The 12,540-nt window shown below is 39.0% G+C and carries 11 protein-coding genes; all 11 read right to left on the reverse strand.

Annotated features, from left to right (window positions below; all coding sequences use genetic code 11):
* Positions 1-20: 20 nt before the first annotated feature.
* The 11 genes from PMAN_RS08055 to gmd all read right to left on the reverse strand — a co-directional run bounded on the left by PMAN_RS08055 (position 21) and on the right by gmd (position 12,522).
* Complete coding sequence (locus tag PMAN_RS08055; RefSeq protein ID WP_010557345.1) at positions 21-545, reverse strand: polysaccharide biosynthesis/export family protein; 525 nt, start codon at positions 543-545, stop codon at positions 21-23.
* Positions 545-1,759: an outer membrane beta-barrel protein gene (locus PMAN_RS08060; protein ID WP_010557344.1), complete on the reverse strand. Its 1,215-nt coding sequence runs from the start codon at positions 1,757-1,759 to the stop codon at positions 545-547. Before PMAN_RS08060 ends, PMAN_RS08055 begins: the two co-directional genes overlap by 1 nt.
* Positions 1,743-3,146 carry an undecaprenyl-phosphate glucose phosphotransferase gene (locus PMAN_RS08065; protein WP_010557343.1) on the reverse strand — a complete coding sequence of 468 codons (1,404 nt, stop codon included), beginning with the start codon at positions 3,144-3,146 and terminating at the stop codon, positions 1,743-1,745. Before PMAN_RS08065 ends, PMAN_RS08060 begins: the two co-directional genes overlap by 17 nt.
* Before the next feature lie 198 nt (positions 3,147-3,344).
* Positions 3,345-4,304 (reverse strand): hypothetical protein, encoded by a 960-nt coding sequence (locus PMAN_RS08070; RefSeq protein ID WP_010557342.1) that lies wholly within the window; start codon positions 4,302-4,304, stop codon positions 3,345-3,347.
* Positions 4,305-4,319: 15 nt separating this feature from the next.
* Positions 4,320-4,964 carry an adenylyl-sulfate kinase gene (gene cysC / locus PMAN_RS08075; protein WP_010557341.1) on the reverse strand — a complete coding sequence of 215 codons (645 nt, stop codon included), beginning with the start codon at positions 4,962-4,964 and terminating at the stop codon, positions 4,320-4,322.
* Between the two features lie 38 nt (positions 4,965-5,002).
* Positions 5,003-6,736, reverse strand: coding sequence for an SLC13 family permease (locus tag PMAN_RS08080; RefSeq protein WP_010557340.1), 1,734 nt, complete (start codon positions 6,734-6,736; stop codon positions 5,003-5,005).
* Between the two features lie 304 nt (positions 6,737-7,040).
* Positions 7,041-8,462, reverse strand: coding sequence for a phosphomannomutase (locus tag PMAN_RS08085; RefSeq protein WP_010557339.1), 1,422 nt, complete (start codon positions 8,460-8,462; stop codon positions 7,041-7,043).
* Between the two features lies 1 nt (position 8,463).
* On the reverse strand, positions 8,464-9,879 hold the full coding sequence (locus PMAN_RS08090; protein ID WP_010557338.1) for a mannose-1-phosphate guanylyltransferase/mannose-6-phosphate isomerase: 1,416 nt from the start codon (positions 9,877-9,879) through the stop codon (positions 8,464-8,466).
* Positions 9,880-9,895: 16 nt separating this feature from the next.
* Positions 9,896-10,378, reverse strand: coding sequence for a GDP-mannose mannosyl hydrolase (locus PMAN_RS08095; protein WP_010557337.1), 483 nt, complete (start codon positions 10,376-10,378; stop codon positions 9,896-9,898).
* A 9-nt stretch (positions 10,379-10,387) separates the two neighbouring features.
* Positions 10,388-11,347 (reverse strand): GDP-L-fucose synthase, encoded by a 960-nt coding sequence (gene fcl / locus PMAN_RS08100; protein WP_010557336.1) that lies wholly within the window; start codon positions 11,345-11,347, stop codon positions 10,388-10,390.
* A 53-nt stretch (positions 11,348-11,400) separates the two neighbouring features.
* Entirely contained in the window at positions 11,401-12,522 is a 1,122-nt protein-coding gene (gmd, locus tag PMAN_RS08105; RefSeq protein ID WP_010557335.1) for a GDP-mannose 4,6-dehydratase, read from the reverse strand.
* Positions 12,523-12,540 lie beyond the last annotated feature (18 nt).

Below are 12,540 nucleotides of genomic sequence, written 5' to 3' on the forward strand. Positions count from 1 at the left end.
ATTACTGCCCTAACAATTGCTTAAAACAAGCGCTGTTCTATTTTTATTGTATCGCCCGCTGCAATCTGGCTGTTTAAGCTACCTTTTTGTTGCTGCTGCTTAGTTTGCTCTTTAAATATGTATATTTTATCAAGCGATGCCCGCTCGGTTAAACCACCGGCAAGTGCCACTGCTTGGTTTACTGTCATCGCGGGTTGGTACGGGTATGCGCCAGGGCTTTTTACTTCGCCGTGTATATAAAAAGGGCGGTATTCAATAACTTGTGCATACACGTTTGGGTTTACTAGGTAGTCGGGCTTTAAACCTTGGGTAATAAGTTGCTCTACTTGCGTAGTACTTAAACCAGCCAATTTAATTTTACCTAAAAACGGGTAACTTACTTCACCGCTATTGCCTAAAAGTGCAGTAACCTCTAGGTCGGGCTGGCCAAATACTTTTATTTCAACCTTATCGCCCGCGCCTAAAACGTAATCTTGCGCGGCATGCGCAAGATTACCCATTACTAAATTTATAAATAAACCAGTAATAAAAATACCAAATTTCATTAATTAGCCTTTAGTGCAAATGTAAAGTTAATACCTACAACCATACGGTCAAACTTTAGCGCGTCTTGCGTAGAATCTTTATCTATAAAATCAACATAGGTCGAAACCATACCAAAGCTATTAGTGGTATAACTTACAGCAAAGTTAGCATTACTAGTTTTGTCTTTACGGCCAATTTCGCCCACGTATTTTTCGTCGGTGTACGACAAGCCAGCACTGGTACTTAGTTGGTCGTTCCAATCGTGTGTCCAGGTTGCACGGTATACACTTTCACGAATGTAATCGCCTTCAACAAGCGGGTCTTTTGCGGCGCGGCTAGTGGTAAAGTCAACAAACGAGTAGCTAAGTGGTTGCCACGTAACACCCGCCTCCCAGCTAAGCCCGCTAAAGTTTTCACGCTGCTCTGCGGCAAAATCCTTTTTTTGGTAACCTAATTTTACAGAGCCCGATGTAAGTGCAGTTGCATCCCACTCCATACCAAATAAAATTCTAACATCGTCTGAGTCACGGCTTAAACCATTAGCGTCAATTACATCGTAACGATAATCTTCTTGCTTTAACTCTAAAAAGGTACGCGTAGCTGCTTGGGTATTGTAGTAACCAACAATACCTAGGGTTGTTCGGTCGTAATCACGAAATTGCGAAATAGCCCTAAAGTTTTGGTATTTTTTATTAAAAAAGCCCCCCATTAATGCAACTTGTGCTTTTGAGCTTTCGGCTCCAAATTCGTAACGGCCATTTAAGCTTTGTTGTTGGTATTCAACTAGCTCATTTACTGCATCGCCTAGGCCTTCGGTTAAACCGCTACCACGTGGTTCAAACAACCAATCGGCTGTGGCATTAAAGTCAAGTCTGTGTTTACTTGTAAACTCGTTATGGGTTGCAGCGCTTAAATTAACTTGGGTAAAATTATCGGCGCTGTCTTTATTATGCAAACTTGTGCTGGTTGCAACATTAAAGTTGTAGTAGTTAACGCCGTCTTCTATTAGTGCATCAACATTTGGCGCTATAGTCCAAATTAAACGCGACTCTTCGTCGGTTGGGGTACTAAAAAAGTTATCGTTACTGCTAATACCAGTTGTTAACGTAGGCGTAATTTGTGCGCCATCTTTGGTCATAACACTGCCAGGGTTTAGCTCTGCCATTGTGGGAGTTGCTACTCCCATACCTGCAACTAATAGTAAACCTTTAACGGGGTTAGTAAGCGTTTGCATTTTTAAATCCCTTAAATATTGTTAAAAAAATAATTTTTATGTCAAACCATAACGACCAGTGCTTAATGTAATGTAAATCGTACTCTACACGTTTGGTCATTTTGTTTAGGGTGTCGGTTTCGCCCCGCCACCCATTAATTTGTGCCCAGCCTGTAATACCTGGTTTTGCTTTATGCCTAAACATATAAAAGTCGACCTTTTTACGGTATTCCTCGTTGTGGGCTACCGCATGGGGGCGCGGCCCAACAATCGACATATCGCCTTTTAATACATTTATAAACTGGGGTAACTCGTCTAAGCTGGTGCGGCGTAAAAAACCTCCCAAAGGCGTTACACGCGCATCGTTTTTAGTCGCTTGAGTAACAATATGGCTATTTTCGGTCACGCTCATAGAGCGAAATTTCCATACCTTAATTTTTTTACCATCAAGCCCGTAGCGGTCTTGCTTAAATATAACAGGACCTTTTGACGTTATTTTTACAGCCGCAGCAATAACCACTAAAAGGGGTGAAATAAGTAATAAAATAAGGCTGGCTACTATTATGTCTTCGGTGCGTTTAATAAATTCATGCGCGCCTATAAATGGCGACTCAAACACACTTAATGTGTCTACCTCGCCTACATGTTCTATACGCGCATGTATTAAGTTAGACAGTAAAAAATCGGGTATTATGTGTACATCTACCGTGGTGTCGCCTAATTGTTTTAAAATATCAGCAATGCGCTTTTCGGCTTTTAATGGCAGTGCAATGTAGAGTATATCGATCTGCCCTGCTTTAGCTGCATCAACAGCCGTTTGTATGCTGCCTTCAACACTATCAATAGCCAATTTATCGCTTAAACGCTCTGGTTTTCGGTCATCATAAAAACCTTTAAATTTAAAGCCTAGCTCGTCGTTGTTATCTATTTCGGTAAACAAATATGCGCCGCTTTCGGTGGCGCCTACAATGGCTACATTACGTAAGTTCATACCTAGCTTACGGCGGTTACGTTTATATAAAAACACGGTTAAGCGCCAGGTATATAAAAACAGCATGCTACAAAAAAACCATACACCCAAACCAATCCGCGAATAGGTTTCGGTAAATTTAAACATAAACGAAATTACAAATAGGCATAAAAATGCAATGGTTAACGAACCCCACGCACATAGCACCATGCTTCTAAACTTACCTGCTCGCCACGAGCGATAAGCCGAAAACAATTCAGCGCAGTACATATAAGCTACAGCAACAAAAAGCACCGCAACCAAGTAAGCAGTATTAAATGTAAATGAATAAATAAGGGAAGAAAGCTGAAACGCTAAAAACAAGCATAGCAAATCGAACAAACGATAAAAGTTTGCATCAGAAGAGCCCGAAGGCTTAAACGTCCTTGAAGTAACCACACTAAAGTCCCTCTAGTTTTGTATTTTTATGTAACTATTAAGCTAACGTTAATATAGATCATTAAGCAGTTATATTCAATAAATATAACCCTAAACACCTAGTTAATTAGCATTAAAATAGCTTACCCTTTTAACCTGTTAAATTAACTAATAAAACCAAGCAAATAATATTATTTCATTAAAAATAAATTAACATTCTTATTTATCATAAAAATGACTAAGTACATCTATAAATAGCTTAACATCTTCTTTTGCTAACTTATTGATCCCTGCAGCAGCTTTTCGCCCGCCGCCAGTAGCAAATTTACAACAAACTTCATCGGCGCCAGTTCTATTATTAAGAGGTGCACGTACACTAACCAAATAACTACCATCTTCGTTTAAAGTTAAAACGGCATGTGCTTTGGTTGGATTTTTGTTAGCAAGCTCATTGCCGTAAACACCACTGATTCGCCTAGCCCATGGCATACAAGGTAAGATATATACTTCACAAATATCATTACAAATATATGGTGAAATGGCAGTAATATTTGCATAATCTGCTTGGTACGCAGATTGTAACTTATAAAAAACCGAGTTTTTGTTTAGCTGTAAACTAAAAGGATCGCTTATATCACGCAACAAACAAAATAAAGCAGCTGGATCAATATGCAAATCATCAAGTGACGCACCATAGCCATTATAATTAATTAATGTACCGAGTTCGTTTAAAAACGATTTTTGCTGATCATTTAAGTTATATTTATCTGAAAGCTTATTGGCCGTAGCTATCAAGTTATCACCATAAGCAGCCGCAATAGCCCAATTTATATATGTGTTGCCAAGCATTTCACTAATTAACAAACTAGTACATACCTCAGAAGATGTATCAACTAACGTTTTTAAATAATCAGATTTTGGTACATCACCTGCCCTATGGTGATCGCAGTAAAATACAGTAATGCTCTTATTTAAAATATTTGTTAAGGCCTGAGTATTTTTTTCCATTGAAATATCAAGTGCGTTAACATGAGTCGCATCGTCTAAATCAACGAGTTTCAATAAACTATTATCGCGCTTAACGCCTGTTATTAGTTTACTTTTTACTGGGTTACTTAAACGCAATTGAACCAAAGCAATAATGCCATCGGCATCGCCATTAAATACATCGTAAATCATTCAATAAATCCTATATTAATATTGCTGAAAATATCCGTTTTGCTTTAAGTAATTTACAATCTGTAACGCACAATCATGAACAGAGCATTCAGCCGTTTTAATGACTATATCTGCATTTTGCGGAGCTTCATAGGCAGAATCTACGCCCGTAAAGTTTTTTATTTCACCTGTTTTAACTTTTGCATATAACCCCTTAGGATCACGCTGCGCACATACATCAAGTGGCGTATCTATAAAAACCTCTATAAATTCTCCCTGTTTGAGCTTTTTAGCAATCATTTCTCTGTCAGATTTAAACGGAGAAATGAAAGCAGAGCAAACCAATAAACCTGCATCAACAAAAAGCTTTGCTACCTCACCAATTCTTCTTATATTTTCTACTCTATCAACATCAGTAAACGTTAAATCACCATTTAAGCCATGGCGAATATTATCACCATCAAGCACGTAGGTTTTGCAACCACTGTCATGCAACATTTTATCAACAGCATTAGCAATTGTTGATTTACCAGAGCCACTTAAACCAGTAAACCAAAGTACGGCAGGCCTATGCTTGTTACTTTTAACTCTATCATCATGGCTAACGGTAGCTTGGTGCCAAACAACATCTGACGATTTTTCAGTCTCAGAATCTACCGTTTTATATGGACTTTGTGTCATCTAACGTCTCTTATTTATAATTAAATTATTAAACACTATTAAAACCCGTACACACTGGGTATTACATAAATAGCAGTAGTGCAGTAAACGAGTGAAACAGGCAATCCAAATTTAAAATAGTCTTTTATTTTGTATTGCCCAGCCGAATACACCATTAAATTTGTTTGGTAACCAAATGGCGATAAAAAGCTAGCGCTTGCTCCAAATGCAACCGCCATAATAAAAGGCATGGGATCGGCATTAAAATGGTTAGCCAAAGTTAGGCCAATAGGAAATACTAGAGCAGCAGCTGCATTATTGGTAATTAGCTCTGTTAATATTACTGTGGTAATAAACAGCAAAACAAATGCACCAAAAGCATCATACCCACTACTTACACTCAGTATTATTTGGCTAATATAATCAGCTAAACCAGAACTTTGCATTGCATACGCAACTGTTATTGCGCTTCCAACAATAATGACAATTTCAAAGGGTAAACGACGCCTAATTTCTGCAATTGATAGTGCGCCAACCGCTAAATAAAACCCCAATAAAACTAATAAAGACTTTAGTAAGCTTATTGCACCAACAGCAGCCATTCCTAAAGAAAATATAAATCCGGCAATCACTAATTTGGAAAAACTAGATGAAAATTGTCCATTACCCAATTCATCATTTAAAACAATAAAATTCTTTTTTAAGTTGTTTCTATTTTTAAAGTCTTTACCTACGGCCAATAACAACGCATCACCCGGTTTTAACTTTACTTTACCAAGCCCACCCGTTACTTTTTGCCCCCCCCTTCTTACGCCAATAACCGTAGCATTAAATAAAGATCTAAAATTACTTTGCTTAATAGTTTTGCCGCTAATGCGAGCGTCAGCCGTAATAACAACCTGAACAAGGTTGTTATTTATACTTGCAAGGTCATCATTTAATACTTTTAAACCATCGAATTTATTGAGTGTTGTTAAGTCTTTTACATCGCCAGCAAACATTAACTTATCGTTTGCTTGAATTTGAAAGTTTGGGTCAACGGGGCTTATTAACTTATCGTTTCGTATAACTTCCGCCAAAAACAACGCGTCTAGGTTTCTAAAGCCATTTTCTAAAACCGTTTTATTAATCAAAGAAGAGTTTAATCCAACTTTGGCCTCTATAAAGTACTCGTTATTCTCCAAATTATCAGGCTTGTTTGTAGGTAATAAAAAATATGCAGCGGGTACCATTACAGCTAACGATGCAACAAGCACAATTACTGCAACTGGTGTCGTAGAGAACATACTGAGTGTATTTAACCCAGCACTTTCAACAAAACCTGCCACTATTAAGTTTGTAGACGTCCCTACCAAAGTAAGCGTGCCACCAGCAATACAAGCATACGACAAAGGAAGTAATAAATGGCTAGGTACCAAATCTTTATTTTGGTTAATACTAGCCATAACAGTAGATACAACTGCCGTATTATTAGTAAACCCAGATGCAAAACTGCAGCTAATACATAACTTAATTAAATTTACTAATTTATTTTTGCCAAAAAACTGTTGACCAAAGCTTTTTATATATGTGGTTTTTTCAATGGCGAAACTGCACATTATCAAAAGTAATAAAGTAACCAGCGCACTATTAACAAACCCATTAAAAAAAACGTCTTGTGAAACTGTGCCCGTTAAAAATAACATTGCACTAGTAAGCGCAAACACAAGCATTGGTCTAATTTTAAATATAATTAAGCCTGCGAGTAACGCAGCTAAAACAAAGCCAACCCATAAAGGGCTATTAAAAAACACAAATGTATCCTTACAAATAATCAATCAAAGTGAGCTTTATGCTATTTTTCTAAATATATTAAGAGTTTTAAACAAAAGACTTATTAATCCAAAGTTTACTTTGTTCAAATCTGTGTCAGCCTTCGTACCCACTAGCTTAATCAATAAAATAGGCAGACCTAATGTTATCAGTGTTTTAAAAAAGATATTAGTGCAAGTGATAACATTATATAACCTGCATCATTAGCACTATAAAGCACACTAAGGCAAACGTTACTAAAAAACTTCTAGTGTTTTCAAAACATGTTACTTTCACATCAAAAAATTAGTGCTCTTCAATTCTTTTTAAAGTATTTGAAACAAGATTATCAGCCTTTGCTACTGTCGATGCTTCCGCATAGCATCTTAGCTCTGGTGCATTTCCTGAAGGACGTAAATGAACAATCGTCTCATCTGCAAAAGATATTCTCAAGCCATCGGTCTCGTCCACATCTGTTACATCAGTTTCACAGCCTAAACTAACAAGCCATTGATTAGGGTACTGCACGATATTGCTAATTAGATCTAAACTTTTATGAATTGCATAGTCTTTAATGCGGTCACTTGAAGTAAACCTACTAGGTAAACTATCAACCATTTGGCTAATGCTGGTTACGTTTAACTGACTGAGTAATACGATCACAGGCAATATTGCATCGCGTGTAGGTAATGGTTTTATTATCTTACCATTTAATATAACTTCACTTGCTAGCAAATAGCCACCATTAGCTTCAAAACCAGCAACGGCACTATACTTTTTACATAATTCCTCAAGTCCCGCAATGACATATGGCGAACCAATTTTTGTACGCTCAACATGCTTAAATAGAGCTGACTTTTCGATTGCTGTGTTACAGCTCACAGGTGTTGCTAAGGCTTCTATTTTTAGAACTTTCGAACATAATAAACCCAAAATATCACCGCGAAGCCATTCTCCATTTTCATCAGATAATAAAGGCCTGTCACCATCGCCATCTGTTGAGAATAATGCATCTAGTTTGTATTCTTTAACCCAATCCTTCGCTTTTTGTTTGTCTGCATCAGATACTGCCTCAGTATCAATGGGCACAAAGTTATCACTTCGCCCTAGTGTAACAACTTCCGCGCCAAGGCTTTCAAATATTTCACCATAAAGATCACGACCTGCACTTGAGTGTTCATATATACCAATGCGTTTTCCAGACAACGTTTTTTTATCAAATGCTTCTATATTCCTAGTGATATAAACTTGCTTTGCATCTAATAGAGTTTTTAACTCTGGTAAAAGCTCTAAGGATATGGGTAAAACAGGTGCTTTTATCTCTAAAATAGCAGTTTCATCTGCTTTTGTAATTTCGCCTTCGGAACGGTAAAATTTAAGGCCGTTGCGATCAAATGGAATATGACTACCTGTAACCATAATGCATGGCATTCCTTGTTGCATCGCATGAAAGGCTAGTGCTGGTGTTGGAATAACACCATAAAACTTAGTTTCAATATCGAGCTGCTTTAGTCCTACACTAATCGCTTGAGCCATCCTATAACTGCTAGGGCGGTTATCAATTGCAACAGCAATTGTCTTTAAATCCTGTCCTTTTTTTAAAACAGAGGCAAACGCAATCGCAAAAGCTGCACATACCTCTATAGTAAAATCACTAACGAGTCCCCTAGCACCGCTAGTACCAAAAGCCACACCTGAATCATCAATAATATTATGTGAAAATGCCATTTTATTTGCCTTCTATTCGCCCATAGCGATCTTCAAAACGAACAATGTCGTCTTCACCTAGGTAAGAACCCGACTGAACCTCTATTAGCTCTAGATCTACTTTGCCTGGGTTTTCGAGTGCATGCACAGCCGTTATAGGAATATAAACCGATTCGTTCTCGGTTAAGTATTGCTCTTGCCCGTCTAAATGTACTTTGGCAGTACCCGAAACCACAATCCAATGTTCAGCACGGTGGTGGTGCATTTGTACCGACAATTTAGCACCTGGTTTAACCGTAATACGCTTAACCTGAAAACGCTCACCACAATCAACCGAGTCGTATTTACCCCATGGGCGGTATACTTCACGATGAAATGTAACTTCACCGCGCTGCTCATTTTTAAGCTGCTGCACAATGGCTTTTACTTTTTGCGACTCGTTTTTATGGGCAACTAATACCGCATCTTTCGTGTTAACAATAACAAGGTTTTCAACACCTACGGTGGCAACCAGTTTGTCTTCACCAAATACTAAGGTGTTTTTCGTATCAACCGCTTTTACATCGCCTTTAAAGGCATTACCGTTTTCGTCTTGTTGAGATACTTCCCATAATGCTTCAAAACCACCTACGTCGTTCCAACCAGCATCCATAGGTACTACAACGGCATCTTTTGTGTGCTCCATTACCGCGTAATCAATAGACTCGTCGGGGCACTGCTCAAATGCTGCTTTTTCTACCCGAACAAAATCTAAGTCATCGTTTTGTACTTGCATTGCGGCTTCACACGCGCTGTAAATATCGGGCCTGAATGCTTTTAACTCTTGTAAGTAACGGCTTGCTTTAAACAAAAACATGCCACTATTCCAATAATAATCGCCACTTTCAATGTAAGTATTTGCGGTAGCTAAATCGGGCTTTTCAACAAAACGGTCAACCACAAAACCTGCTTGGTATTGCTCGCCACGTTTAATATAGCCGTAGCCGGTTTCGGGCTTGTTGCCCACAATACCAAAAGTAACTAATTTGCCCTGCTCTGCAAGCATGGCTGCTTGGTTTACACTTTGCTGAAATGCAGTTGTATTTTCAATAACATGGTCGGCAGCAAGTACAAGTAACAATGGATCTTGCTTGTTTTCAATGGCTTTAAACGCGGCTAACGCAATAGCAGGTGCGGTATTACGCCCTACTGGCTCTAAAAATATACCCGAATGCTCAACATTTAATTGCCTAACTTGCTCTGCAGCTATAAAGCGGTGCTCTTCATTACAAATAAGCATAGCCGGCGAATGCTCAATACCACTTAAGCGGTTAATGGTTTGCTGCAGCATAGTATGGTTAGAGCCACCAAGTGCTAAAAACTGTTTTGGGTAATTACCGCGCGAAAGCGGCCACAAGCGCGTGCCAGAACCACCGGCCATAATGACGGGTAAAATCATAATCATTCCTTTATTTTTAAAGCTCAACGCTTATATTGTTACTTAAAGATTCAAAATACCATTTAGTATGCTTGTGTACTGCGGTGTCGTTAAGTAAATCGTTAATTTCAAACCATTTATAACCGTTATGCTGTACATCCATTGGTAGGTTACTAAGTGGTTGTGTCAATTTTATAACAAACGAAATAGCCACATAATGCGTACTAAACTCTTCACCAAATACATTATCGTTATAAAAGTGATCGTACGGGCCTTGCAGTGTTGCTTGTTCAATAGCAAACTCGGTGCCTAGCTCGTCATGCGTTAAGCGTTTAAATGCACTCGCTAAGCTTTCGTTTTTTAAAATTCGTCCGCCGGGTACAAACCAAAACCCTTTGGCGGGGCGGTTTAATCGTTGCCCTAATAAGGCTTGGCCATTTTGGTTTATCACCACCAAATCAATAGAAACAAGTGGGCTACTTTTTATAACGGTACTAAATGTTTGTTGATCTAAAAACACGTAACAACCTTATTTTCTAAAGTTGTTTTGGTTTGCTAAAAACCAATCGTAGGTGCTAGCTAAACCTTGCTTAAGGTCAATACTGTATTGCCAGCCTAGGTCTTTTAAGCGCGAAACGTCCATTAACTTTCGTGGTGCGCCATCGGGCTTGGTTGCATCAAACTCAATAGTGCCGTTAAAGCCAACTACTTGAGCTACGGTTTCAACTAATTCACGTATAGTGCAATCTACCCCTGTACCCACGTTTATATGGCTTAGCATCTCTTGTGTATTGGCTTGGTAGGTTTCGTTATTTAGGTTCATAACGTAAATAGACGCTGCGGCCATGTCGTCTACATGTAAAAATTCTCGCATAGGCTTACCCGAGCCCCAAGCAACCACTTTGCTGTCGCCGTTAAGCTTTGCTTCGTGAAAACGGCGTAACAATGCAGGTATTACGTGCGAATTTTCAGGGTGAAAATTATCGTTTTCACCATATAAATTAGTTGGCATTACCGAGCGGTAATTACGGCCATATTGGCGGTTGTACGATTCGCACATTTTAATACCGGCAATTTTAGCAATAGCATAAGGCTCGTTAGTTGGCTCTAACGTACCTGTTAGTAAAGCCTGTTCGGTCATAGGTTGTGTGGCAAGTTTTGGGTAAATGCACGACGAACCTAAAAACAATAAATCGTTAACGCCGGCTAAATGTGCGCTGTGTATTATATTGTTTTGTATAGTTAGATTTTGGTAAATAAATTCGGCTGGGTAGGTATTGTTAGCAACAATACCGCCTACTTTAGCCGCCGCTAAATATACTTGGTCAATTTTATTGGTTTCAAAAAAATGTTTAACCGCTGTTTGATCAAGTAAATTTAATTCGCTACGGTCTTGAGTAATTACATTTATGTTGGGGTTTAGCGATAACTGGCGAACAATAGCCGAGCCCACCATGCCTTTATGGCCCGCTACAAAAACAGTTTTCATAATATATCCATGTAAAGTAGCTGCACACAAGGTGCAGCATTGGTACCTAAATGTTATTCAACGCTTACGCTAATATTGTAACCATGTGTTTTTAAAATAGCGTGTTGTTTTGCTTTACCTAAATCGTTTTGTACCATTTCGGCACACATTTCTTCTACGGTAATTTCTGGCTGCCAACCTAGTTTAGCTTTTGCTTTAGAAGGATCGCCTAGTAGTGTTTCAACTTCCGCTGGGCGGAAGTAACGTGGGTCAACTTTTACTATTACGTCACCTACTTTTAGTGCTGCGGCGTTTTCGCCCTCAATTGCCGCTACCGTTGCTATTTCGTCTACGCCTTCGCCACTAAACTCGAGTGTTACACCTAGCTCTTTAGCCGACAAACGCACAAAGTCGCGTACCGAAATTTGTTTACCTGTAGCAATAACAAAGTCTTCGGCAACATCTTGTTGTAACATCATCCATTGCATACGCACGTAGTCTTTAGCGTGGCCCCAATCACGCAGTGCGTCCATGTTACCTAGGTATAGGCACTTTTCTAACCCTTGTGAAATATTGGCTAAAGCACGGGTAATTTTACGGGTAACAAAGGTTTCACCACGGCGCGGCGACTCATGGTTAAACAAAATACCATTACAGGCATACATACCGTACGACTCACGATAGTTAACCACAATCCAGTACGCATACATTTTTGCAACCGCATAAGGTGAACGTGGGTGAAAAGGCGTTGTTTCTTTTTGCGGAATTTCTTGCACTTCACCGTATAGCTCAGAGGTAGACGCCTGGTAAAACTTGGTTTTTTTCTCAAGCCCTAAAAAGCGGATTGCCTCTAATAAACGTAATGTGCCTATTGCATCTACATCGGCGGTGTATTCTGGTGCCTCAAAGCTAACGGCTACATGGCTTTGTGCGCCTAAATTGTATACTTCGTCTGGCTGAACTTCTTTCAAAATACGCGTAAGGTTAGACGTATCGGTTAAATCGCCATAATGCAAAAAAAACTGTGGGTTAGTTTCGTGGCGATCTTGGTAAATATGGTCCACTCGCTCCGTATTAAAGCTAGATGCACGGCGTTTAATACCATGTACTTCGTAACCTTTTTCAAGCAACAACTCAGCTAAGTAAGAGCCATCTTGGCCTGTAACACCGGTTATTAACGCAACTTTTTTTGACATGTCATTTCCTTTTAAATT

It is taken from the genome of Pseudoalteromonas marina, assembly GCF_000238335.3.
Taxonomy (GTDB): domain Bacteria; phylum Pseudomonadota; class Gammaproteobacteria; order Enterobacterales; family Alteromonadaceae; genus Pseudoalteromonas; species Pseudoalteromonas marina.

Coding starts and splice junctions, on each gene's coding strand:
- PMAN_RS08055 (WP_010557345.1), bottom strand. CDS start 545: ATGAAATTTGGTATTTTTATTACTGGTTTATTTATAAATTTAGTAATG.
- PMAN_RS08060 (WP_010557344.1), bottom strand. CDS start 1,759: ATGCAAACGCTTACTAACCCCGTTAAAGGTTTACTATTAGTTGCAGGT.
- PMAN_RS08070 (WP_010557342.1), bottom strand. CDS start 4,304: ATGATTTACGATGTATTTAATGGCGATGCCGATGGCATTATTGCTTTG.
- cysC (WP_010557341.1), bottom strand. CDS start 4,964: ATGACACAAAGTCCATATAAAACGGTAGATTCTGAGACTGAAAAATCG.
- PMAN_RS08085 (WP_010557339.1), bottom strand. CDS start 8,462: ATGGCATTTTCACATAATATTATTGATGATTCAGGTGTGGCTTTTGGT.
- PMAN_RS08090 (WP_010557338.1), bottom strand. CDS start 9,879: ATGATTTTACCCGTCATTATGGCCGGTGGTTCTGGCACGCGCTTGTGG.
- fcl (WP_010557336.1), bottom strand. CDS start 11,347: ATGAAAACTGTTTTTGTAGCGGGCCATAAAGGCATGGTGGGCTCGGCT.
- gmd (WP_010557335.1), bottom strand. CDS start 12,522: ATGTCAAAAAAAGTTGCGTTAATAACCGGTGTTACAGGCCAAGATGGC.